This is a genomic window from Streptomyces celluloflavus, assembly GCA_000720995.1.
GTDB classification, from domain to species: Bacteria; Actinomycetota; Actinomycetes; order Streptomycetales; family Streptomycetaceae; genus Streptomyces; species Streptomyces celluloflavus.
This window is the reverse complement of record JOEL01000012.1, coordinates 308,116-330,158: the sequence shown is the minus strand read 5'-3', so window position 1 is coordinate 330,158 and position 22,043 is coordinate 308,116. Positions and strand designations below refer to the sequence as shown.

Sequence of the window (22,043 nt, the reverse complement as noted above, 5' to 3'; positions counted from 1 at the left end):
GTTCAGCTCCTTGTGGTCGCGTGTCGGCAGTACCTGTCCAGTGGTGCCTTCGCCTCCTGGTAGACCTTGGCCAGCGGTCGGCATACCCGGCAGGTGACGGAGAGCTGACAGCCGGTGCAGCCACCGGTGCGAAGCATCAGGGAGTCGGCGATGCCGCCGAGGCGGCTCAGGCCCTCGACTCCCGTGGTCATGAGGGGGATCGCATCGTCGCGGCCGACCTTGCAGATGGAAGCCATTCCGTGTGGATCGACGTGGAAGAAGGTGTGGCCGGCGTTGCAGCCTTGGAAGGGCTCGCGGTCGGCCAGGTGGTCCGGGGCCTGAGCGGCGAGGGTTTCTGCGCCGCCGTAGATGGTCGGCGACATGTGGGTGTACTCGTGGTACGGCAGCCCGTAGCGATCGGCGAAGGCGCGCATCAGGTCGGCTTCATGGGCGTTGTGCCGCGTGATGATCAAAGCCAGGTCGAGGGGCAGCCCGGCCTCGTGGGCTGCGTCCAGTCCTCTGACGAACATGCGGTACGCGCCCCGACGCCGGGTCAGCCCGTCATAGGACTCCGCAGTGGCCCCGTACAGGCTGAGTGTGATCCGGTTCGGCCTCAGGCGTGTCAGCAGGGTGAGGCTCCTCGGCGCGGCAAGACGCGAGCCATTGGTGAGGATCTCGACCATCATGCCCAGCTCGTACGCCAGTCGGTACGTCTCGGGGAACAGCTTGTCGATCATCGGCTCACCGCCCGTGAGCTGGAGCCAGAGCACCCCGGAGTCCCGGATGGCGTGAAGCAAGTGCTCACGCTCCGGCCAGCCCAGGCCGGCGAATTGCTTCAGGCCGAGGTAGCAGTGCTCGCAGTCGTAGTTGCAGCCGAGGTTCAGCTCGTACGAGGCGCGCCCGTAGCCATAGGGAGAGCGGGCGCGGACCAGGACAGTCTCACCGAGACGTCGGCCGCTCAGATCGATTTCCCAAGCCCGGTGAGCCACGTCGGCCAGCCATGCGGGGGCTGCTGAGGTGTCCGGCGCGGTGTGCAGTTCCTCGTACCGGTGGACAGGAAGGCGTGCCGCCTTCGGACTGCCCGGCCGTACGAGGAGGTGATGGTCGAGGTACGGGGCAGCGATCAGCTCGTGCATACGGACTCCTCACTCGGACTGCCGAGGATCAGGCGGGCCCAGACGGTCTTCCCGACCGGGTGGCGAACGTGGTGGCCGGTCTCCTCGGAGAGCGAATCGACGAGAAGCAGGCCCCGGCCGCCTTCGTCGTCCTCTCCGGCTTCGATGGGGCAGGGCGGGGTGCGACTGGCATCGGAGACCTCGACCAGGCAGCGCGGGCCGTCAACAGTCAGCCGAACTTCGAAGAGGTGCCCGCGTCCGCCGCCGTGCGCGACGGCATTGGCGGCGAGCTCTCCGCAGACGAGGACCACCCGGTCGATGTCCTCCTGGCCATATCCCCAGCTCGCGAGTGTCTTGGAGGCGAGGCTGCGGGCCAGGGGAACGCACTTGCGTACCGGGCTGAACTGCATCCGCCACCGCAACGGGGTGGTCTGTCGGTCGTGCGTCGTCATCGCGTGCATCGCGTCCCCTCGCAGCGGGCGGGCTGTGGGATACAAGTGCACCGCTGTGGCGATCACAGAATCAGGCCACGGTGGTTACCCAACGTGGGTAACCTCTTGGGCGATCGGTCCCACACCAGTCCGCCCGGACGGGCGAGTGAGGGGGATGAGTGGCGCGCTCACAGGCTCACCGGGCTCTGCCGGCCGAACTTCTGGCCAGTGCGGAATGGCAGGAAGCCTGTCGCGGTCGGAACTTCGCCCGTATCTTCCGGCTGGTCAAAAGCAAGGCCGGGATCTACCCGTCGCGGATCGCCGCACTGTGCGGCATGACGCCGAGCCGAGTCGGCGAGATCATGGCGGGACGGCGCTGCTTGGCGCACATCGACGTGATCGAACGCGTCGCCGACGGCCTGCGCATCCCCGGTGCATTGCTCGGCCTGGCCCACCGCCCATGGGAGATCCCTGCCCCGGCCCGCGCCGAGGAGAGGCAGCCCGAGCCCCTTGCTGCTGTACCGGACGAACCTCAGTACACCGAGCCGGCAGAGGAATTGGACGACCTGCTCGCCTTGGTCGATGGCCGTGCCACCCATTCCACCCTCACGGCTCTGCGTTCCTCGGTCCAGGACTACTGGCGGCGCGACAACGCACACGGCGGCGCGACCCTGCGACCGGCGGTCGTGGGGCATCTGCGCTATGCGGGCCGCCTCCTCGACTCCGCCGAGGGTGGCTTACGGCACGACCTTCAAGGGATCGCGGCCGAGCTGGCCCGGCTCTCCGGCTGGGCCTACTTCGACGCCCGCCAGTACAGCACCGCTCGCACCTACTTCACCCAGGCGCTCAAGCTCGCCCACGCGCACGGCGACCGCCTCTTCATGGCCAACGTACTGTCCTGCATGAGCCTGCTGGCCACTTATGACGGCAACCCGAACGACGCCGTCACCCTTGCTTGCCGCGCCCAGGACGCGGCCCGCGCCGCAGGTGAACAGCCGCTCGTCATGTCGATGCTGCACCTGCGCGAAGCGTTCGCCCACGCCACCCTCCGAGACGCCCAGGCTTGCCACCAATCCGTGGGCCGCTCCCGTGACCAGTACGAACGCTCAGGCGGAAACGAAGCCGAAGCACCCTCCTGGGTCCATTACTTCGACGAGACCAAGCTCCTCGTCGACACCGGCATCGCCTACGCGCGCCTTGGCGACCTAGCCCGCGCCGAACCCCTCATCACCGAGGGTCTGCGCCGGGAAAATGCCGACCAGCGGCGAGGCCGCGCCTTTCACGCTTACTGGCTGGCCAGCGCCCAGCTCCAGTTGGGCAAACTCGACGAGGCATGCACCAGCGCCGGCCTCGCCCTCGACCTCACCGCAGCCATCGACTCACCGCGTGTGAGCGGCCACGTCCGGGAACTTCACCGCCGCATGGTGCCGTACGCCCGCGAGGCCCCCGTCCTTGCCTTCGAGCAACGCATGCGTGACACCCTCGGCTGATCCCCTACGAGCTGCCGGTCGCCTCGTCCAGCAGCAGATACAGCAGGCCGACCAGGCTGCCACTGCTGACGACCTCGCGACGGTCGATCATGCCCCGGATCTCCGAGATCGGGATCCACTCGATCCGGTCGGACTCGTTCAACTCGGTCGGTGGGCCCGCATACGAGGCGGGCTCCGCGCGGAAAACGAAGTGCTCGGAGTCGGTGATGCCGTTCGCGGGCTGTGCGTAGACCAGCGGTTTGACCCCTTCCACCCGCCAGCCGGTCTCTTCCTCGACCTCGCGGGCGGCAGCCTGCTCAGGCGTCTCGTCGGCCTCGATGAGGCCCATCGGAAGTTCCCAGCCCCAGGTGTCGGTGATGAACCGGTGCCGCCACATCATCAGCACGCGCTTCTGATCGTCGACCACGGTCGCCACGGCGAGGTGCCGCATCCGGACCACATGGTGTTCCCACCGTCGGCCGTCAGGCTGCTGGACGTCCACGAGCCAGAGGTTCACCCATGGGTTGCTATAGATCTGCCGCTCGCCATGGACGGTCCACTGCATGAGCCCAACTCCCTGGTTTCAGTGAAGTATTCAGCATGTCACTCTGACGAGAATCCGTCCGCCTGGTCGGAGCATCATCGCCCACGCCGCCGAGAGGGCGGAACTCTGGAGTCGACAGGCATGACTGCTGGTGTGCTCGGCCCGGTAGCCGTTGTGCTGCCTGTTGTTGCTGCCGCGACTCGTCGGCCGGACGCGTCATCGAGCCGCCAGATCAGTGCTTGAGCAGGGTGTTCGGCGGTGCCGAGTGCACGTCCTTCGGCGGCCGCGGTCAGAACGGCGGTCGGCGAGTGGCTGCCGGCCTCGGCGCGGCGCAATGAAAAAACCGCACCCGGTCCGTCATGAACGCCGTGCTCGACGTCCTGCGGACCGGGTGCGGACAGGTAGGCGACATGACCAGCGAAACCGCAGGTCAGACGGCCTAACCAGAGATCAAGCCTTCTTGGTCTCCCAGAAGATCTTGTCGATCTGGGCGATCAGGTCGAGGGCCTTCTGGCCCGTCGCCGGGTCGTTGGAGCCCTTGGCGGCGCTGAGTGCCTTGAGGGTGTCGTTGACCAGCTGGTGGAGCTCGGGGTACTTCTCGAAGTGCGGGGGCTTGAAGTAGTCGCTCCACAGCACCGAGACGTGGTGCTTGGCGAGCTCGGCGCGCTGCTCCTTGATCAGGACGGCCCGGGTGCGGAAGTCCGCGTCCTCGTTGGCCTGGTACTTCTCCTGGACGGCCTTGACGGACTCGGCCTCGATGCGGGCCTGGGCCGGGTCGTACACGCCGCAGGGCAGGTCGCAGTGGGCGCTTACCTTGACCTTGGGGGCGAACAGGCGGGAGAGCATGTTCCATCCTTCCTCGTGATCGTCTTCTCAGGTGCGAGATTACTCGGTGCGGGAAGGGTTTTCTCGGGTGGCCCGGAGGCTTAGGGCAAAAGTCCGGTGCCGGGCTGGGACTGAGGGAGGATGGACCGGTGAGCGGGTCGGACCGGCGTGGGACGGGGAGGTACGGGATGCCGGAGCGGGTGCACGAGCGCGGGCCGGAGCGCGAGCGGGGTGACGACCCGGAGGAGGACGGGGGACGTCGCGGGCTGCTCCGGGCGTTCGGGCTGGCGGAGGTCTACAACCCGTCGATGGTGCCGACGCTCCGGCCGGGTGACCAGCTGGTGGTGCAGTACGGCGCGGCGGTGCGGCCCGGTGACGTGGTCGTGCTGCGGCATCCGTTCCGGCAGGACCTGCTGATCGTCAAGCGGGCCGTGGAGCGGCGCGACGGCGGCTGGTGGGTGCAGGGCGACAACCCGTACGTCGAGAACGACAGCCGGGAGTTCGGGACGGTGCCGGACGAGCTGGTCATCGCGCGTGCCTGGGTCCGGGTGCGGCCGCCGCACGGGGTTCAGCGGTCGCCGCGCGCGGCGCTCTCCTGGGTGCTGTCGGCGGTCCGGCCGGTGCGGGCGGACCGCTCGCTCGCCAGGCGTTTGCGGGCGCGGTAGGCGGCGACGTTGGCGCGGGTCGCGCAGCGGTCGGAGCAGTAGCGCCGGGAGCGGTTGGTCGAGGTGTCGAGGTAGACATTGCGGCAGGGGCGCGCCTCGCAGATGCCCAGCCGGTCGACGCCCAGTTCGGTGAGGTGGAAGGCCAGGCCCATGCAGGCGGTGGCGGTGTAGCCGGCGGTGGCGTTGGCCGCGTGGTCGGCGATGTGCAGATGCCAGTCGGGGCGGCCGTCGTCGTCCCGGATCTCGTGGCCGGAGATCTGCGGGCTGACCGGGAACTCCATCATCAGCGCGTTCAGCAGGTCGACGGCGAGCACCTCGTCACCGGCGTCGGCCGCCTCGAACACGGCGCGCAGCCGGGTGCGGACCGCGCGCAGCCGGGTGACGTCGCTCTCCGTCGCGCGCCGGGCGGCCTGCTGGGCGGCGCCGAAGAGTTCGCGTACCGCCTCGACGGAGGTGAGGGTGTCGCCGCCGCGCTCGGGCTGCTCGGTGTTGACCAGCCGCACGGCATAGTCCGAGTAATAGGCCAGTTCCACTTGTAGTCCTTACGGGGGGCGGTCTAAGGTGCGTACCGAGCGTGCGTAATGGGTGTTATCACTTAGAGGGTATTACGGACTGAAGGGGACGCGATGACCGAGCATGTCACCGGTACCGACTGGCAGTCGTGGCAGCACAGCTGGGACCGGCAGCAGGAGTGGTACCTCCCCGACCGCGAGGAGCGGTTCGGGGTGATGCTCGACATGGTCGAGGCGCTGGTCGGTACCGAGCCCCGGGTGCTGGATCTGGCCTGCGGTACGGGCACCATCTCCGACCGGCTGCTCAAGCGGTTCCCGAAGGCCGAGAGCGTGGGGGTGGACCTGGATCCCGCGCTGCTGGCCATCGCCGAAGGGTACTTCGAGGGCGAGGACCGGGTCCGGTTCGTCCGGGCGGACCTCAAGGACCCGCGGTGGACGGAGGCGCTGCCGCACGATTCCTACGACGCGGTGCTGACCGGGAACTCCCTCTAAACACACACCTTACTGGTTCCGTGCTGATCCAGTACGACGAACCCTCGAACGTCCCGGAATCACAGAAGCCCCGCCCGGCACTTGGCCGAACGGGGCGTTTTGCTGCCTATACGGGTGCCTATCGGGCGCTCCCCCTCTCCGAGCATGGGCCCGGGACCGGACGGGGTGGGGCCCGCCCCTGCCTGGGGTTACCTCGGTCCGTGGGGGATGGAGTAAAGGCTTCTCATCCAGGCAGGGGCGGAGTCTCGTGGGGTGATCAGCGCGGCGAAGGTGGGGTGCTTCGGCTTCCCTGGGTCCGAAGCGGTGCCCTCACTGCCCAGGGCAGCACCCCAGCGAAGGGGCGGACCGGGGCGAGAGCCTGAGCACGTCAGCTCAGACGGGACACGACCTGTCCCTACTCAAGGCTTGACCGGCCGGGGGACTGTCCGGCGGTCCGCCACAGAGACAGCAGACACGCCGGAGTTTTTCTACGCCCGTCTCACGGTGTTGGGCGGGACGAGCCACTCCGTTCCCCCACCCTCAGGCTGCAGGAACGCTGTAGGGCGTTTACGGCGTTCCCCGGGCATGTCTGACGGGTCTTCGAAGTCCGGGATCACGTCACGCAGGATGCCGACGCGCCCTACGCTGTCCCGGACCTTCCGCCCGACGTCAGCTTTCGTGATCATCAGTGCGCCTCGGTGCCGTGCGGAGAATCACCCTCGGCGCCCTCGTCCTCCGGCACGGGGATGCGTGCGCCCCGGCTCTCCGCGACCCTGCGAACGTCACGCAGGCACTCGGACAGGCGAATCGCCGCGTACCTGACCTCGGCGTGCGGCGACATGGGGTCCACAAGTACCTTGTCCGCCGCCCCCTGAACGTACGCGGCCATCTCAAGCTGAACGTCTTCCATGTCGTCAGCGAGGCAGGACAGAAAGCTGTGCGACCCACTGTCCGTGCTCAGATAGCACGCTTTGCCGTCCCTGGCCCAAGGGAGCAACCGGGGCGGCACGCCCGACGCTGCGTCGGCAAGGTCTCGCCGCCGCTTCCGGTCACCCTCGGTTCTGTGCGTCACCTCGGCCCCTCGGTCCGCTGGATTCATACAGCGACCGTAGGAGCAGCGACAGGCCCGATCCACGTTCAGAAAGCGGTAGTTCGGAGGGGCTGGTCACCGAAGTGTCACGCTGCGGAGTACCTACCCGGCGACTCCGAGATGAGCAGCCATGCTGCGCATGTCTTCTGTCAACGTCCGCTTGCGCGTCTTGAGAATGTCGGCCATCACGTACCGCGCCATGGGCTGATGCGTGAGCCACTCCCCGGATGTACGGCGGAGTTGCATGAGTTCGTCCATGGCGTCTTGGTGGGACCCGAGCGTGACGTGAGCGTGAGCAACGTCCAGCCGGTGACGCCCCCAGTTCGGCGCGGTGGGCCTGCCGAAGTTGCGCACTGACTTGTCACTCAGAATTCCGTCATCGGTGCGTCGTAGGACGCTCCGAGTGTCCCCCACCAGGGACAGGTCCTCAACGGCCTTCAGCTCCGCTGTGACAGGGCCAAAGCCGCCCCAGTGGTGGGGGAAGCTTTCGTCTTCCGTGTTCAGCGCGCTGGCGGCCGCCGCTGCCATCCTGCGGGCCTCTCGCGCTACCTCCGGGCGGTTGTTCCGTACTGCCGCCGACGCGACCCTGAGCCACAGTTCACCCCACACCGCGAGATGCGCGGGGGTGGCCTCAGACATGCGCGGTTCGATCTCCCGTGCCGTCTGGGCTGCAAGCTGCTCCGCTTCGTCGAAGCGGTCCTGCCTCAGCAAGAGCCAGCACAAGCCCACAACTCCCGTTGATGCCAACTGGGCTTGGTGAGCCTCGCGAGCAAGGCGGATGGCCTCCACCAGGGCGAAGTAGGCCATGTCGTACTGCCGGACCTGAGTCAGGTATTTGCCCGTCAGCAGGAGCGCATGACAGCGCGCAATCATCGCGTGCTCCTGCTCTTCGCCCTCAAGCGCGGAAACGGCGGCCTCAGAGCTACGGAGCAACCCGGGAAGCCGCTTCGCAACCGCTCCATACTGGTCTGCCCAGTAGAGCGCATGCCCCTCCTGTACGCCCCTACGGAGCTCCGACAGCTCGCCGGCCTCGCCAGGATCCGAGAGGGGTGCCGAGAGTCCTACAGCGGGCATCAGGGCACGTCGCAGCTCCGCCAGGTAGCGTCGATTCGCCTCATCCCGCTTGCCCAGCACGGATTTTGGCGCGTCCGTGGCGAACAGCGTGGATGTGCTGACACCCAGTGCGCGAGCGAGGGTGTGAAGCGTTTCCATGCTGACGTGCCCGCCCTGTTCCGCCTTGCGGACCGTGCTCAGGGACAGGTCCGCCGCTTCGGCAAGACCCTCCTGACTCAGACCGGCCGTCCGCCGGTACTTCCTCACGTTGTCGGCCAGGCCAGTGGACATACGATCACCGTTCCTCTCCCCATCCAGCGTATGCCCGCCAACGCGACCCGGGATACGCGAAAACCCCCGTGCACGCTGCCAACTGGGGCAACGAGCACGGGGGCTGGGAGTTTGGCTATGCGATGAGAACGTTCGTCAGGCGAGCGGCTGCCTTGCCGCCGAACAGGGCCAGACCGCAGTAGAAGTCGATGCGAGTTCGGTAGACGGGCTTGTCATGAGCCTCGCCCAGGTCGGTTACCTGGACTCCGCCGTTGGTCAGTCCAGAGACTCCGGCGTCAGCCTCGGTTGCTCCGAAGCGCACCGCGTAGATGTCGCCAGTCTGCTTCCCTCCGGTTCCTGCGGTGAGGGGAAGCACGTCGGACCCGTCGAGCTTCTGCCCGGCGTCCAGGAGAGGCACCCCCTTCCAAGTCACAGCGCTCTTCCCCGCAATGACCTCCCTCAACAGCTCACCGCCGCCGAGCCGGCGGAATCCGGACTCGATCTTCGCCCGGAGGGCAGCGTTCATGTAGAGCGCTCCATTGGATCCGTTGATGCCTCGCACCTGAGCCGTCAGCGCGTCCAAGGTGTCAAAAAAGTCGTAGCCGTTGGCGACCGGCCCCGTCTCCTTCGCGTCCAGAACCTGAGTTCCGAGCAGTCGCTTACGCAGGCCATCGAAGCCCTTTGGGTTGACTTCCACGTCACCGTTGAAGAACTGGTCAGCGAAGTGAATCGACGCCGCCTTGACCTTGAGCGCAGTCTGAATAGCCCGCTGGTCGTTCAGATCACCTCGTGTCTGAACGATGAACTTATCCAAGTCGGCGTCCCCGCCGAGGATGGCGAGAGTTTCGATCCTCTGGTTCAGCGTTCCGGTGCTCTCCGGGTAAGCCTCGTTCACGGCCCGGAAGGACACCCCGGGAAGGGTGGACTCCTCGTTGTACTTGTATGCGTTGCCAGTCACCTGGATGAGGGGCAGCCGGTCCAGGATGGGGGACTCCTGAACGAACGTTTCGATCACGCCACGCTGCAACTGATCGAGAGAGAGCTTCGCTGATTCAGCAAGGGTAAGAGCCATAGTCAATTCTCCCGGTAAGGAATGAGTTGTTTGCGAGTGTTATGGAATTGAGTCAGTCCCAGATATCCGAGTCGTCATCATCGGAGTCCGGCGCGGTAATTGCGGTGCGGGCGCTCGGGGAAAGTCCGAGTTCGCGGACATAGCGGGCGAGTTGTGTCCGGTACTGCGCCGCGATCGTGGCGGCGCCGTTCTTCACGGTCCCGCGCTCGGCGGTCACCATGAGCCCGCGCTCGGATAGGTCCCGCTCGGCCTGGTCGATGCGGGCGACGCACACGCACAGGTCTTTGACCGTGGCGTAGTCCACCTCGCCGATACCGGCGGACACTTCCAGAACAGGGACGACGCGCCGCCACTCTGCCGACGCGACTTCCCGGCAACGGAGGTTCGCCGCTTCAACGGCGGGATCGGGCGAGGACTTGAATACCTCGGACCAATCCGGCTCGGCGAGGATCGCGCGCGGGACGATCACCCCTTCCCGGATTGTGGTCTTCGATGGGTTGCCCTCGCGCATTCGCTGAATTGCGGGTTTGGGCCTGTATCTGTCCGCCATGCATTCTCCTATCTGGACATCGAGCCTGGATGAAGGGTTCCAAACTCTGCTTCAGCCCCGGTGCGAGAAAGTCACCTCCCTCCCGCTCAGCGAGCTGAGGGGGAGGGGGTACCCGCCTGCTCAGAAAGGCGGACGCTCACCAGATTCACGACGAGAAATATTCTCAGCAGCGAACCCGCCGCGCTGATTCCTCGCCGTCTCACCGTTATGGCAATTGACACACAAAGGCCGAAGATGCTTCGCAGCATCAGGATTCGAATCACCCTTTGCCATCAACTCTCGCCGACTCAAAGGGAAATGATCCGCAACATTCGCAGCGCGACCACACAACACACACCACGGATTCGCATACAGGTACGCACGTCGGATGCGCTGCCATCGAGTCGTGTAAACAGCACCACCACGCGACGCACGCTGACTGTTCGCCTCACGCTCATGTGCGGCGCAGCGCCCGCCGGCCCGCGTCAGCTCGGGGCACCCGGGGATGCTGCAAGGGGGCGGGGTTTACGCGGCATGGGGGTACCTCCAGACAGGGGGACTATGCGAGCGAGAAGGTTTCGGTTCCCGCCCTTGAAGTTCGTTGTGAAGGGCTGCACTTGGCTCTCAAGCGCGTTCCTCGATGGCTCTTCGCCCTGGTCACATCAGCCGGCGAAGTCGTAGGGATGTGGTGGGTGCAGCAGTAACCCCCGCAGTGTCAGCAGCTGCCGCTACGATCGTCGGATCCGCCAGACCAAGGGGGCGAGCGATGGACGACAGCGAGCGAGACGAAGTGGATCCGGACCAGGAGGCAGCTTTAGCGGAGCTAGTCGCCAATGCCTTTGACGCCGAGCTATGGGGCAAGGCTTTGTCCTTGGCTGTCATCTCGCGGACGGGTGAGGGGAAGACAGAAGCGGCGCACCACGCCCAAATCCTGCTTGCCGGTCACCATGGCGTGTTCAAGGTGCGCAGGCCCGCTCCGTTTCAGAACCTGCTACAACGCCAGGGACGCACGCATCGTGCGGTACAGGCGGCGGAGTCGGCCCGCAAGCGGTACCGCAAAGCTGCTGGCTCGCTCAAGGTAGCGAACACTTTGGCCGAGCGCCGCAGGGCAGCACGGGCATTCCTCGCTGCCCTTGCCGAGCTTGTGGCCTGCCTGCTGGGGTTCCTTGTAAGTGTTCTCCTCTTGTTGCTCTCACGGTTGTTGGGATGTATTACGGCGGATGACCTACGAGTGTGGAAGCCCGCCCCCATTGAGACCACACCACAGATCGCTCCCCGAGGGCCAAACCCTGCCTTCCCCGTGTACATCAACCGGGGCGGGCATCACCGCAGCACGCTGGGGAGCGTCGTACTAGCTGCGTAGACAGCCCGCCGACCCTGCAAGGTCGGAAGGTCAACAGTCGTGTTCAAGCTGCCGGAGAACGCCCCGTGGTGGGCGGTACTGTCCGTAGTAGTCGTCTCAGGCGGGCTCGTGTTCTGGCGCATCACCTGGCCCCAGAACAGCCGTGACCGCCGCGCACTCCTTGAAGCACGACAGCGTGACCGTGCCGAGCGCCGCAAAGAGCGCAACCAACGAAACCAGCAGAGCCGTTGACTGGGTGTTTTCGGGGCCGTTCAGCGTCGCACCTCATGCCGTGCGAGCGGCCCCGAACTCCGTCCCCGTCTTCAACCGATGGCACCCCCGGCACAACACCTGAACATTGCTGTCTATGTCCTCGCCACCGAAGGACAGCGGGCGCACGTGATCCACCTCCAGCAGGGCAACGGAGAAGTCCTTTAGGCACCAGTCACACCACCCGTGCCCCCATGCCCGAAGCCGCTGACAAAGCCGTTCCGCAGCGTCATACCGCCTCGCACGGCGCCGGCCCCGTACACGCCGGGTACGGACACCGGCCCGACCCTCGAACGCGTCGTAGTGGCTCTTGCAGCGTCCCCGGTGCGTTGCGGGATCCGGACAGTCGATACAGCGCATGATGTGCCCCCTCTTGTTGTTGTCGGCCTGGTCTCCGAGGTCGAGCGTCCGGATAAGCAACATGCCTGTATCCATGGGCAGCGTGCCCAAGGGCATGTGGTTGCTCGTCGTCCTGGCGTTCGTCATCAGTCGCAACCCAGCGAAGATGACAACTTCCTAGAAGCCCGTCACGCGGATCAGATTGCGCTTCGCCGTTGCGTGCCCGCCCCCGGACTCGAACCGGGAACACCAGCGGTCTAAGCGCTGTGCCTCTTGCCATTGGGCTAGACGGGCTGATGGCTGCCCTCGCCGACCAGGGCCGGTCCGGGCATCGTGGGGACTGCACCACCCACCCCCGAAGCGGCGCCCCAAGTGGGGCGGTTACTCATGGGCAGTGCAGTCCCCGCGCGCTGCCACACGACCCCAGCGGCCACCCCCGAGTAACGCGAGGGCGCGTGGTGCACGGGCAACGTCATTCCGAGAGTCGGGCACTCAGTCCGCCGGTTTCGGGCTGGTGGGGTGCGCGGTAACCCGCTCTCACTGTGTAGTAAGGAGCAACGAATTCCCGGTGCCTCGGTGGACCGTCCGGTGTTGCGGTTGCTCCCTCACTGTGGGATAAGGAGCAAAGAATTCCCGGCACCGGGGTCGGAGTGGGAAGCATGACGGAATGACGGTTCGGATGCCGGTTTGGTTTTCCCTTAAGTTTTCTATGTGCATTCGAAAAAGTAGGTAGAACCGTCATTCCGTCATGGTCCGGCCGCTGTAGCCCCGCCGTGCAGCCGTCTGCGGACATGGGGCAGCCCCGGCGGTCACGGGGACCTACCGGGGCTGTCACGGGTGTTACGTGGCGGGCACCAGTTCGGCGGCAGGCTCGGCGACTCCGTACGGTCCCTCACTCTGCTGTGGGGACCACCAGATTCCCGGCCGCCCCATGACGGGATGACGGTTTGGATGCCGGTTTGGTTTTCTCTCTTATTTTTTATGTGTAATCAAAAGAAACCTTCTAACTGTCATACCGTCATGCATCCGCCCGCTGGTCGCCTCGCTGCGGACGTGCGAAGCCTCGGCAGGTCGCGGGACCAACCGGGGCGGTTCGAGGCTCACACGAGGGCAGGCACCCGCTCGGGGAGTAGCTCGGCGACGGTGTTCACGGTCTCGGCCTCAGGGCTGTTTTCCCCCTCTACTTGTTGGGGAGAGCAAGGGTCGCCTGGCGGCGTCCAGTGGCGTTGTGCTGAACAGTGGCCCGGTTTCTCTTCTCTCTTATTTTTTCTACGTGTTCTAAAAAAGTGGTGTAAACCGTCACTCCAACACTCCTCGCTCCGCTGTAGGGCAACCCCGGCCCGGGGCAGAGTCGGTGAGCGGACGCAGAACGGCCCGTAGGCCTGCCTGCGGGCACGGGAGAGCCCCGGTGAGGATCTCCCTCACCGGGGCTTTGGTCGGCTTTTAGGGACGGCTATGCGGCTTCTTCGTCGTCCTCCAGGGCTGCCAACGCGGAAAGCTCCGCGCGTTCTTGCACTGCCCTATGGTCCGCCGCACGCTGCTCCGGATGGATCCCGGTCCTACGGACGCGGTGCTTGGCGCCCCGGGGGTGGAGAGTTACCCGTACGTCGAATTCGGTCAGAGTCTCCCTGCGGGCTGCGTCATCGGGGGCTGCATTCCAGTCGTCCTCGATGGTCCGGCCGAGCGGCACCCATCGCATACCCGCCGGACGTTCGGGGAGTTGCTCCAACTCCTCGATTTCCCGCGTCATCCGGGCGTACTCGGTCCGGTACCACTCCGTATCCGCCTCGGACTCGTACAACCCCGCCTGACGGTCTCCGCGCAGGCGCGTACGGTCCGCTTCGATCTCGGCGATTCGAGCGGCGTACCCCGTTCCCGGGTCGAATTCCTTTCGCACGACCTGGTGGCTCCCGTACTCGGCGAGGAACCAATCCGTCACCTCTTTGTCCAGCAGGGGGACGGACATGGTCGGAGCAGGCTTGCACTTGGCTGACGACGGGACACCGCGTGTGCGCGCTGTGCAGCCGTAGGACGGGTTCTGGCCTGTGCGGGCCACCATGTAGAGCCGTTGCCCGCAAGCGCCGCAGAACGCGAGCCCGGAGAGCAGGCGAACGCCCTTGGGGGCACGCTTTGTCGTCTGCTTCGGGGCTGTCTTCCGGATCAGCGCATCGCGGGTGGCGCGGTCCCACAGCGGATCAGCGATCCGAACGGCGTGACCGTCCGGACCGATGACGGGTCGCTCGTCGTGCATCAGGTAACCCAACGATGCCTCGCTGACCAGCATCCGCTTCAGGGCCTTGGCGTTCCACAGCGTCCCTTTGGGCTTGCGCCCGTACATCACGGCTCGGTGATCGGAGGGCGACAGCACGCCCGCGCGGTTGAGGCGTGCAGCCTCGGTGTGCACGGTTATCGTGCCGGTCTCGTCGGCGAGGATGCGTTCCGCCACGTCCCGGAGAATGAGAGACGCCACGGGGTCCAGCTCCACGTGATCCACGTTGCCGGTGGGGATGAGCCGAACGAACCGGTACCCGTAGCGGTTCTTTTGCTTCGGCTGCCCCGCGGCGCGCGCCCGCTTCGTCTCGTCGCGGTTGCGCTTCTGGATCGCGCGCAGCTCCATCTGAGCGCCGAAGGATTCCATGGACAGCCGCATCTCGTCGGCGGGGTCGTCCAGGTTCCACGGCCCGTCGTGTCCGTGGGTGATGAGCAGGCGGCCGGACTCATGGACCAGGTACGCCGTGTTCAGCACGTCGCGCTGATTGCGGCCGATCCGGTCCACGGCAGAGCCGGCGATACCGTCGTACGGCCCCATCTCGTCCCGCAGCCACGGGCCCAGCTTCGGGCGCGTCACCGGGTCCGTGGCGCCCGAGACCTCCCAGTCGTCTGCCCACGCGATGACGTGCCCGCCTACCGCCTCAACCGCGCTGAGTACCTGGTTCAACTGCTTCTCAGGGCTGTTGGTCGAATCCGACTTGCGAGAGAGGCGACGCACCCCCACCAGGCACTTTCCGCACCCGTCGTACTCACTCGTGATCATGTGGTCCATCTTGCGTGAACTCCACTTCCGCACACATGTGCGTTTTAGGGGAGTTCCTGACCGCCACCGCGCTGCACTGGCTCTACAGCGACGATCTGCGGACGCTGTACGGACAGCTCGGCGCGCTGGTGCGGGGCGGCGGGGTCTTCATGAACGCCGACCACATGCCGGACGAGGCCACCCCGCGGATCAACGCCGCGGAGCGGGAGTTCCGGCACCGGCGGATGGACCGCGCCAAGGAGGCCGGCGCGGTCGACTGGGCCGGCTGGTGGCAGCTGGCCGCCGCCGACCCGCGGTTGGCCGGGCCGACCGCCGAGCGCTTCGAGATCTACGGTGAGCACGCGGACGGCGACACCCCCTCCGCCGCGTGGCACGCCCAGGCGCTGCGCGACGCCGGTTTCGGCGAGGCGCGGACGGTGTGGAGCTCGCCGTCGGACGCGCTGGTGCTGGCACTGAAGTGAGCCGAGCCGGCGCGACGGCGACGGGAGACGGCGCGGCCGGCTGACGCCGCCGGGTACGGACGAAGGCGGTACGGGGCCCCGCGCGGGCCGCGTACCGCCTTTCCGGTCGGGCACGGGGGAAGCGGGCGCGGCGTTCAGAGCACCTTGGACAGGAACGACTTGGTGCGCTCGTGCTGCGGGTTGCCGAGCACCTCGCGCGGGTGGCCGGATTCGACGACCACGCCGTCGTCCATGAAGACCAGCGAATCGCCGACCTCGCGGGCGAACCCCATCTCATGGGTCACGACGATCATCGTCATACCGTCCGCCGCCAGGTCCTTCATGACGTCCAGGACGTCGCCGACCAGCTCCGGGTCGAGGGCCGAGGTCGGCTCGTCGAAGAGCATCAGCTTCGGCTCCATGGCGAGCGCGCGGGCGATGGCCACGCGCTGCTGCTGGCCGCCGGAGAGCTGGGAGGGGTAGTTGGCGGCCTTGTCGGCCAGTCCGACGCGGTCCAGCAGCTTGGTGGCGCGTTCCCGGGCGGCGGCCTTCGACTCGCCCTTGACCTGGATCGGCGCCTCCATGATGTTCTCCACCGCGGTCATGTGCGGGAAGAGGTTGAAGCGCTGGAAGACCATGCCGATGTCGCGGCGGCGGGCGGCCACCTCGCGGTCGCGCAGTTCGTAGAGCTTGCCGTCCCGCTCGCGGTAGCCGACCAGTTCGCCGTCGACCGACAGCCGGCCCGCGTTGACCTTCTCCAGGTGGTTGATGCAGCGCAGGAACGTCGACTTGCCGGACCCGGACGGGCCGATCAGGCAGAAGACCTCCTTGGGCGCCACTTCGAGGTCGATGCCCTTGAGGATGTGGGCCGAGCCGAAGGACTTGTGGACGCCCTCGGCCCGGACCATCGGGACGGCCTTCTTCCCGGCCGTCGTGCTGGTGGTCTTGCTGGCGGTCATGCGGCACCTCCGGCGCGGTTCGGGCCGCCGGACAGCTTCGCCTTGAGGCGCTGGAACGGGGTGGGCGGCAGCTGGCGGCTGGAGCCGCGGGCGTAGTAGCGCTCCAGGTAGTACTGGCCGATGCTCAGGACGGTGGTGGCGATCAGGTACCAGGCGGCGGCGAGGATCAGCATCTCCACCACGACACCGGAGTCGCGTCCGACGTTCTGCGCGGCCTGCAGCAGGTCGTAGTACTGCACGGCGATCACCAGCGAGGAGGTCTTGAGCATGTTGATGACCTCGTTGCCGGTCGGCGGCACGATCACCCGCATGGCCTGCGGCACGATGATCCGGCGCAGTGTCTTGCCGTGGCTCATGCCCAGCGCGTGCGCCGCCTCGGTCTGGCCCTCGTCGACGGCGTTCAGACCGGCCCGGCAGATCTCCGCCATGTACGCGGCCTCGTTGAGCCCCAGGCCCAGCAGCGCGCACAGGAACGGGGTCATGAAGTCCGACCACTCGTCCTTGTAGATCGGCATGATGTCGATGTACTGGAAGACCAGGCCGAGGTTGAACCAGAGGAAGAGCTGGACGTAGACCGGCGTACCGCGGAAGAACCAGACGTAGAACCATGCGACGGTCGAGGTCACCGGGTTCTTGGACTGGCGCATCACGGCCAGGATCACGCCGAGGACGATGCCGATGACCATCGACAGCAGGGTGATCAGCAGGGTGTTGCGCAGGCCCTTGAGGATGTCCGCGTTGAACAAGTACTCCGGGATGGCGCCCCAGTTGACGTTCCCGGCGGCGAAGGCGCGGACGAGCAGGAAGAGCACCGCGAGGACGGCCAGCGCCGCGATCCAGCGCCCGTAGTGCCGGACGGGTATCGCCCTGATGGGCTCGGGTGGGGACGGCGGGGCGTCCGCCGGCGGCTGGGCCGGCTTGTCGACGTCAACTGACACGGGTGTTGCCTTTCAGCGTTCGGCGGGAGTGGCGCGAAGGGAACGGGGGACGGCGGGTGCGGTTCAGGAACCGCCGTTGATCTGCACGTCCTTGACCGCGGCGTCCTTGACGTCCCACTTCTTGAGGGCGTCGGCGTAGGAGCCGTTCTTGATGGCGTTCTCCAGGGCGGCCTTGAGGGCGTCGCGCAGCTGCGGCTTGTCCTTGGGGACCGCGATGCCGTACGGCGCCGCCTTGAGCGGTGCGCCGCCGACCACCTGGAAGTCGTTGCCCTTGCCGGAGATCTTCACCGCGTACGCGGCGACCGGATAGTCGCTGGAGACGGCGTCCACGCCGCCGGTGCGCAGCCGGGTCTGGGCCTCCGAGTCGTTGTCGAACGCCTCGATGGAGATGGCCGCCTCACCGCCGGACTCGCACGCCTTCGACTTGTCCTTGGCCAGGTCGTGCGAGACGGTGCCGCGCTGTACCGCGATCTTCTTCCCGCACATCGCCTCCCAGCCGTCGATCCCCTGGGTCTTGCCCTTCTGCGTGTAGAGCGAGACACCGACGTTGAGGTAGTCGATGAAGTCGACGCCCTCACCGATCTTCTTGCCGGTGCTGCCGTCGATACCCTGCTGGCGCTCCTTGGTGTCGGTCATCGCCGACATCGCCAGGTCGTAGCGCTTGGACTTGAGACCGCCCATGAGGGTGTCGAAGGTGGCGTTGTTGAAGTTGAGCTTGACGCCCAGCTCCTTGCCGAGCGCGGCCGCCAGATCCGGGTCGATGCCCTCGACCGCGCCGTTGGTACGGAACTCCACCGGCTTGTACGTGATGTCCGAGCCGACCTGTATCAGGCCCTTCTCCTGGATGTCCTTGGGGAGCATCTTGAAGAGCGGCGCGCCGGTGTTCCGGTTCTTCTGCGCCTCGCGCTTGGCTATCGCCGCGTCGGTCTGGTCCCCGCAGCCGCTGAGCAGCAGCAACGAGGCCGCGACCGCGGTCGCGGCGGCCACGGCTGAACGAGACCTGCCGACGGCCGGGCGACGGCTGGTGCGTGCGGTCATGCTGTTCCTCCTGCTGATGAGGGAGTAGCTGACGGGCAGCGACCGGGGCACCCGGATTCGACTGTCGAGCCCCCGGTTGATTTTGGGAATCCTGCCATCCGGACACCGGAATGCGGACTGCCGAAGAGGTCAAAATCGGATAACGGGAATGTTCGAGCGGCGCGCGGGCCTTGTGTGCCAAGGAGGACCCGGCGGCGGGGGAGCGCGCGAAGTCCCTGGTGGAGCGCGGCCGTCTCGTCATCCGGACAGCAGGGGTGACTCTTCTGCGCTTATGTGCAGTTCGCCGCTATTGTCGAAACCATGATCCGTGGGGTCGCGAATCCGACTCGTCGGGGCCCGCGCCCGTCGGGTAGAAAGGACCGTTACACCCCTCATCCGGGGCTCAGGGCGCGTGTGCGGCGCGCCCGGCGTCCGTACCTCCCCCGCGCGGTGGCCAACCGCCGCGCCGGGCGCGGACGCGGTGCCCGCCCACCCCTTGACCAGGGAGTGGTCACACCCTCAACTGATTTACGAATAAAGGGGTTGAACAAGTGGCAGCGGAGATCGTCAATCCTCGCAGCGACAGCACCACCGGCGCGGCCGCGGACGCGGGCGCCGAGTCGGGCGCGGGCCCGGACAGCGGCCCCGACGCGCCCTTCGATCCGGCCTTCGCGCTGCATCGCGGCGGCAAGATGGCCATCCGGGCGACCGTCCCGGTCCGCGACGCGGACGACCTGTCCCTCGCGTACACACCGGGCGTGGCCAAGGTGTGCAGCGCCATCGCCGAGCAGCCCGAGCTGGTCCACGACTACACCTGGAAGTCCCAGGTCGTCGCCGTCGTCACGGACGGCACCGCGGTGCTCGGCCTGGGCGACATCGGCCCGGAGGCATCCCTCCCCGTGATGGAGGGCAAGGCCATCCTCTTCAAGCAGTTCGGCGGGGTGGACGCGGTGCCCATCGCGCTCGCCACCACCGACGCCGACGAGATCGTGGAGACCGTCGTCCGGCTCGCCCCCTCCTTCGGCGGGATCAACCTGGAGGACATCTCCGCCCCCCGCTGCTTCGAGATCGAGCGGCGGCTCCAGGAGCGGCTGGACATCCCGGTCTTCCACGACGACCAGCACGGCACCGCCGTCGTCACCCTCGCCGCGCTGCGCAACGCCGCCCGGCTCACCGAGCGGCCGCTCGGCGCGCTGCGCGCCGTCATCTCGGGCGCCGGGGCGGCCGGTGTCGCCATCGCCCGGATCCTCATCGAGGCGGGCATCGGCGATGTGGCGGTCTGCGACCGCAAGGGCGTCGTCTCGGCGGACCGCGACGACCTCACGGACATCAAGCGCGAGGTGGCCGGCTTCACCAACAAGGCCGGGCTGACCGGTTCGCTGGAGGCCGCCATGGCCGGTGCCGATGTCTTCATCGGGGTCTCCGGCGGCACGGTGGCGGAGGCGGCGGTGGCGTCGATGGCGAAGAACTCGCTGATCTTCGCCATGGCCAACCCGACCCCGGAGATCCACCCGGACGTCGCGCACAAGTACGCGGCCGTGGTCGCCACCGGGCGCAGCGACTACCCGAACCAGATCAACAACGTGCTGGCCTTCCCCGGCATCTTCGCCGGTGCGCTCCAGGTGCGCGCCTCGCGGATCACCGAGGGCATGAAGCTCGCCGCCGCCGAGGCGCTGGCCGCGGTCGTCGCCGACGAGCTCGCCGCCGACCGGGTCATCCCCTCGCCGTTCGACGAGCGCGTCGCCCCGGCCGTCACCGCCGCCGTGGCCGCCGCGGCGCGCGCCGACGGGGTGGCCCGCCGCTGACCGCCGGCTGACCGGAAGGGCCCCGCCCGGGGAGCGTTGAACACCCCGGGCGGGGCCCTTTCCGCTGCCCGGCACCGGTCCCGCCGGGCGCCGGGACGCGCCGGTTCCACCGGTGGGCGCGGGGGCGCGGTGCGTGTCACACGCCCGCGCGCTACCGTCGCGCGCACCCGCGGCCTACGTTGGGCTCATGTTTGCTGCCTACGCCGCCCGCATCGACCGTGACCAGCCGCTCAACGGGCTCGAACTGGGGGAGCGGCCGGCTCCCGAGGTACGCCCCGGCTGGACGACCGTCAACGTCAAGGCCGCCTCACTCAACCACCACGACCTGTGGTCGCTGCGCGGGGTGGGGCTCGCGGAGGAATCGCTGCCGATGATCCTCGGCTGCGACGCCGCCGGGACCGACGCGGACGGCAACGACGTCGTCCTGCACTCCGTCATCGGGCAGACCGGTCACGGCGTCGGCCCCGGTGAGAAGCCCTCCATCCTCACCGAGCGCTACCAGGGCAGCTTCGCCGAACAGGTCACCGTGCCCTCCTGGAACGTCCTGCCCAAACCCAAGGAGCTGACCTTCGAGGAGGCCGCCTGCCTGCCCACGGCCTGGCTGACCGCGTACCGGATGCTCTTCACCAACGCGGGCGTACGGCCCGGGGAGAGCGTCCTGGTGCAGGGCGCGGGCGGCGGGGTGGCCACCGCCGCCATCGTGCTGGGCGCCGCCGCCGGGCTGCGGGTCTTCGCCACCAGCCGGGACGAGTCCAAGCGCCGCCGGGCCGAAGAGCTGGGCGCCGAGGCGGCGTTCGGCACCGGGGAGCGGCTGCCGCACCGGGTGGACGCGGTGCTCGAAACGGTCGGCGCCGCCACCTGGTCGCACTCCGTCCGGTCGCTGCGCCCCGGCGGCACCCTCGTCATCTCCGGCGCCACCAGCGGCTTCCACCCCGAGCGCACCGAGCTCAACCGGATCTTCTTCCTGGAGCTGCGGATCGTCGGCTCGACGATGGGCAGCAAGGAGGAGCTGGCGTCGCTGCTCAGCTTCTGCGCCGCCAAGGGCGTCCGGCCGGTGATCGACTCGACGCTGCCGCTGGACCGGGCGCGCGAGGGCTTCGCGAAGATGGCGGAGGGCGATCTGTTCGGCAAGGTCGTCCTCACGGTCTGAGGGATGTGTGAGGACGGGGGCGGCAAGTGAGCGGAGCCGGGGACGAGTTGGGCCCGTCGCGCATCCTGCGGGCGGCCGGGCGCACCGCCGTGGCCTGGCGCAACGGCGGTGGGGTGACCCGGGAGGTGGCGGTCCACCCGCCGGGCGCCGGCTGGGACGCCTTCGACTGGCGGGTGAGCCTTGCCGAGGTGACGGCGGACGGACCGTACTCGCCGCTGCCCGGCGTCCGGCGCATCCTCACCGTGGTGGCCGGCGCCGGTACGGAACTGACGGTGGCGGGCGCCTCCCGGCTGCGCGCGGACCGCTACCGGCCGTGCGCCTTCCCCGGCGGCGCGGCCACCGCCGGCCGGCTGCTCCACGGTCCGGTCGTCAACCTGAATGTGATGCTCCGGGAGGGGCGGGCGCGGGCGACGGTGGAGATGGTGCGCGGGAGCCGGCGGGTGGCGGCGGGGCCCGGGAGCGAGTCCGGGACCGGGTCCGGGACGGATAGTGGCCGGTCCGCAGGGCACGGCGTGCTCGTGATGGCGCTGGAGGGCCGTACGCGGCTGAGTGCGCCGGGGGAGCCGGTGGTGACGCTGGAGCGGTTCGACGCGGTGTGGCTGGCGGGGGCGCGGGCGGCGGCGGCCGAGCTGGGGACGGACGGGGTCGCGGCCGTGGTCACGCTGTCGGTGTGAAGGGGTACGACTGTATCCATTAATGGTCGGGGTCCGGTGTTCCGGCACAC

At 67.7% G+C, this 22,043-nt stretch carries 20 protein-coding genes, 1 tRNA gene and 2 pseudogenes; 8 read left to right on the top strand and 15 right to left on the bottom strand.

What is annotated here, in order from left to right; translation table 11 throughout:
- Positions 1-2: 2 nt before the first annotated feature.
- Complete coding sequence (locus IH09_RS14000; protein WP_052856514.1) at positions 3-1,115, bottom strand: radical SAM protein; 1,113 nt, start codon at positions 1,113-1,115, stop codon at positions 3-5.
- Positions 1,103-1,546 (bottom strand): ATP-binding protein, encoded by a 444-nt coding sequence (locus IH09_RS13995; protein ID WP_240150752.1) that lies wholly within the window; start codon positions 1,544-1,546, stop codon positions 1,103-1,105. The genes IH09_RS14000 and IH09_RS13995 overlap by 13 nt, the downstream gene beginning before the upstream one ends.
- Positions 1,547-1,704: 158 nt before the next feature.
- On the opposite strand from IH09_RS13995, the gene IH09_RS13990 reads away from it, so the two are divergent.
- On the top strand, positions 1,705-3,015 hold the full coding sequence (locus IH09_RS13990; protein ID WP_052856512.1) for a helix-turn-helix domain-containing protein: 1,311 nt from the start codon (positions 1,705-1,707) through the stop codon (positions 3,013-3,015).
- Between the two features lie 4 nt (positions 3,016-3,019).
- Here IH09_RS13990 and IH09_RS13985 read toward each other — a convergent pair whose 3' ends face one another.
- Both IH09_RS13985 and sodN read right to left on the bottom strand, forming a co-directional pair.
- On the bottom strand, positions 3,020-3,559 hold the full coding sequence (locus IH09_RS13985) for an NUDIX hydrolase (RefSeq protein ID WP_052856511.1): 540 nt from the start codon (positions 3,557-3,559) through the stop codon (positions 3,020-3,022).
- 429 nt (positions 3,560-3,988) lie between these two features.
- A complete protein-coding gene (gene sodN, locus IH09_RS13980; RefSeq protein ID WP_033298259.1) occupies positions 3,989-4,384 on the bottom strand; it encodes a superoxide dismutase, Ni in 396 nt (131 codons plus the stop codon).
- Positions 4,385-4,551: 167 nt separating this feature from the next.
- On the opposite strand from sodN, the gene sodX reads away from it, so the two are divergent.
- Entirely contained in the window at positions 4,552-5,028 is a 477-nt protein-coding gene (sodX, locus tag IH09_RS13975; RefSeq protein ID WP_052856510.1) for a nickel-type superoxide dismutase maturation protease, read from the top strand.
- Here sodX and IH09_RS13970 read toward each other — a convergent pair.
- Entirely contained in the window at positions 4,932-5,561 is a 630-nt protein-coding gene (locus IH09_RS13970) for a CGNR zinc finger domain-containing protein (RefSeq protein ID WP_052856509.1), read from the bottom strand. The genes sodX and IH09_RS13970 overlap by 97 nt on opposite strands.
- Positions 5,562-5,654: 93 nt before the next feature.
- On the opposite strand from IH09_RS13970, the pseudogene IH09_RS13965 reads away from it, so the two are divergent.
- Positions 5,655-6,029, top strand: a pseudogene (locus IH09_RS13965) (class I SAM-dependent methyltransferase); the annotation flags it as partial.
- A 667-nt stretch (positions 6,030-6,696) separates the two neighbouring features.
- Here the strand turns inward: IH09_RS13965 and IH09_RS13960 are convergent.
- The 4 genes from IH09_RS13960 to IH09_RS13945 all read right to left on the bottom strand — a co-directional run bounded on the left by IH09_RS13960 (position 6,697) and on the right by IH09_RS13945 (position 10,007).
- Entirely contained in the window at positions 6,697-6,921 is a 225-nt protein-coding gene (locus IH09_RS13960) for a hypothetical protein (protein WP_240150751.1), read from the bottom strand.
- 282 nt (positions 6,922-7,203) lie between these two features.
- The gene (locus IH09_RS13955; protein WP_052856507.1) at positions 7,204-8,445 is read right to left on the bottom strand and encodes a helix-turn-helix domain-containing protein; all 1,242 of its coding nucleotides are present in this window, start codon (positions 8,443-8,445) and stop codon (positions 7,204-7,206) included.
- A 115-nt stretch (positions 8,446-8,560) separates the two neighbouring features.
- Positions 8,561-9,496: a major capsid protein gene (locus IH09_RS13950; protein ID WP_052856506.1), complete on the bottom strand. Its 936-nt coding sequence runs from the start codon at positions 9,494-9,496 to the stop codon at positions 8,561-8,563.
- Positions 9,497-9,548: 52 nt separating this feature from the next.
- Positions 9,549-10,007 carry a phage terminase small subunit P27 family gene (locus IH09_RS13945; protein ID WP_052856505.1) on the bottom strand — a complete coding sequence of 153 codons (459 nt, stop codon included), beginning with the start codon at positions 10,005-10,007 and terminating at the stop codon, positions 9,549-9,551.
- A gap of 784 nt (positions 10,008-10,791) precedes the next feature.
- Between IH09_RS13945 and IH09_RS39005 the strand changes: the two genes are divergently transcribed.
- Positions 10,792-11,388 (top strand): hypothetical protein, encoded by a 597-nt coding sequence (locus tag IH09_RS39005; RefSeq protein ID WP_190233280.1) that lies wholly within the window; start codon positions 10,792-10,794, stop codon positions 11,386-11,388.
- Between the two features lie 264 nt (positions 11,389-11,652).
- Here the strand turns inward: IH09_RS39005 and IH09_RS13940 are convergent, their stop codons facing one another.
- The 3 genes from IH09_RS13940 to IH09_RS13930 form a co-directional block, all read right to left on the bottom strand.
- Positions 11,653-11,997: an HNH endonuclease gene (locus IH09_RS13940; RefSeq protein WP_052856568.1), complete on the bottom strand. Its 345-nt coding sequence runs from the start codon at positions 11,995-11,997 to the stop codon at positions 11,653-11,655.
- Positions 11,998-12,196: 199 nt separating this feature from the next.
- A tRNA-Leu gene (locus tag IH09_RS13935) sits at positions 12,197-12,270 on the bottom strand.
- A gap of 1,159 nt (positions 12,271-13,429) precedes the next feature.
- Complete coding sequence (locus IH09_RS13930) at positions 13,430-15,010, bottom strand: recombinase family protein (RefSeq protein ID WP_052856567.1); 1,581 nt, start codon at positions 15,008-15,010, stop codon at positions 13,430-13,432.
- A gap of 56 nt (positions 15,011-15,066) precedes the next feature.
- Here IH09_RS13930 and IH09_RS13925 point away from each other — a divergent pair.
- A pseudogene (locus IH09_RS13925) lies at positions 15,067-15,471 on the top strand (SAM-dependent methyltransferase); the annotation flags it as partial.
- 134 nt (positions 15,472-15,605) lie between these two features.
- On the opposite strand, the gene IH09_RS13920 reads toward IH09_RS13925, so the two are convergent.
- The 3 genes from IH09_RS13920 to IH09_RS13910 all read right to left on the bottom strand — a co-directional run bounded on the left by IH09_RS13920 (position 15,606) and on the right by IH09_RS13910 (position 18,385).
- Positions 15,606-16,358, bottom strand: a complete 753-nt coding sequence (locus IH09_RS13920; RefSeq protein WP_052856566.1) for an amino acid ABC transporter ATP-binding protein — start codon at positions 16,356-16,358, stop codon at positions 15,606-15,608.
- 47 nt (positions 16,359-16,405) lie between these two features.
- Positions 16,406-17,347, bottom strand: coding sequence for an amino acid ABC transporter permease (locus IH09_RS13915; protein ID WP_052856504.1), 942 nt, complete (start codon positions 17,345-17,347; stop codon positions 16,406-16,408).
- A 63-nt stretch (positions 17,348-17,410) separates the two neighbouring features.
- Positions 17,411-18,385 (bottom strand): ABC transporter substrate-binding protein, encoded by a 975-nt coding sequence (locus IH09_RS13910; protein WP_052856503.1) that lies wholly within the window; start codon positions 18,383-18,385, stop codon positions 17,411-17,413.
- Positions 18,386-18,915: 530 nt separating this feature from the next.
- On the opposite strand from IH09_RS13910, the gene IH09_RS13905 reads away from it, so the two are divergent.
- The 3 genes from IH09_RS13905 to IH09_RS13895 all read left to right on the top strand — a co-directional run bounded on the left by IH09_RS13905 (position 18,916) and on the right by IH09_RS13895 (position 21,993).
- Positions 18,916-20,169: an NAD(P)-dependent malic enzyme gene (locus IH09_RS13905; protein WP_052856502.1), complete on the top strand. Its 1,254-nt coding sequence runs from the start codon at positions 18,916-18,918 to the stop codon at positions 20,167-20,169.
- 187 nt (positions 20,170-20,356) lie between these two features.
- Positions 20,357-21,319 carry a zinc-binding dehydrogenase gene (locus IH09_RS13900; RefSeq protein WP_052856501.1) on the top strand — a complete coding sequence of 321 codons (963 nt, stop codon included), beginning with the start codon at positions 20,357-20,359 and terminating at the stop codon, positions 21,317-21,319.
- Between the two features lie 26 nt (positions 21,320-21,345).
- A complete protein-coding gene (locus tag IH09_RS13895; protein WP_318279449.1) occupies positions 21,346-21,993 on the top strand; it encodes a HutD/Ves family protein in 648 nt (215 codons plus the stop codon).
- Positions 21,994-22,043 lie beyond the last annotated feature (50 nt).

What these genes read in the sequence shown, in the direction of transcription:
- IH09_RS14000 (WP_052856514.1), bottom strand. Translation starts at nt 1,115, where the DNA reads ATGCACGAGCTGATCGCTGCCCCGTACCTCGACCATCACCTCCTCGTA.
- IH09_RS13995 (WP_240150752.1), bottom strand. Translation starts at nt 1,546, where the DNA reads ATGACGACGCACGACCGACAGACCACCCCGTTGCGGTGGCGGATGCAG.
- IH09_RS13985 (WP_052856511.1), bottom strand. Translation starts at nt 3,559, where the DNA reads ATGCAGTGGACCGTCCATGGCGAGCGGCAGATCTATAGCAACCCATGG.
- sodN (WP_033298259.1), bottom strand. Translation starts at nt 4,384, where the DNA reads ATGCTCTCCCGCCTGTTCGCCCCCAAGGTCAAGGTAAGCGCCCACTGC.
- sodX (WP_052856510.1), top strand. Translation starts at nt 4,552, where the DNA reads ATGCCGGAGCGGGTGCACGAGCGCGGGCCGGAGCGCGAGCGGGGTGAC.
- IH09_RS13960 (WP_240150751.1), bottom strand. Translation starts at nt 6,921, where the DNA reads ATGGAAGACGTTCAGCTTGAGATGGCCGCGTACGTTCAGGGGGCGGCG.
- IH09_RS13955 (WP_052856507.1), bottom strand. Translation starts at nt 8,445, where the DNA reads ATGTCCACTGGCCTGGCCGACAACGTGAGGAAGTACCGGCGGACGGCC.
- IH09_RS13950 (WP_052856506.1), bottom strand. Translation starts at nt 9,496, where the DNA reads ATGGCTCTTACCCTTGCTGAATCAGCGAAGCTCTCTCTCGATCAGTTG.
- IH09_RS13945 (WP_052856505.1), bottom strand. Translation starts at nt 10,007, where the DNA reads ATGCGCGAGGGCAACCCATCGAAGACCACAATCCGGGAAGGGGTGATC.
- IH09_RS39005 (WP_190233280.1), top strand. Translation starts at nt 10,792, where the DNA reads ATGGACGACAGCGAGCGAGACGAAGTGGATCCGGACCAGGAGGCAGCT.
- IH09_RS13940 (WP_052856568.1), bottom strand. Translation starts at nt 11,997, where the DNA reads ATGCGCTGTATCGACTGTCCGGATCCCGCAACGCACCGGGGACGCTGC.
- IH09_RS13930 (WP_052856567.1), bottom strand. Translation starts at nt 15,010, where the DNA reads ATGATCACGAGTGAGTACGACGGGTGCGGAAAGTGCCTGGTGGGGGTG.
- IH09_RS13920 (WP_052856566.1), bottom strand. Translation starts at nt 16,358, where the DNA reads ATGGTCCGGGCCGAGGGCGTCCACAAGTCCTTCGGCTCGGCCCACATC.
- IH09_RS13910 (WP_052856503.1), bottom strand. Translation starts at nt 18,385, where the DNA reads ATGACCGCACGCACCAGCCGTCGCCCGGCCGTCGGCAGGTCTCGTTCA.
- IH09_RS13900 (WP_052856501.1), top strand. Translation starts at nt 20,357, where the DNA reads ATGTTTGCTGCCTACGCCGCCCGCATCGACCGTGACCAGCCGCTCAAC.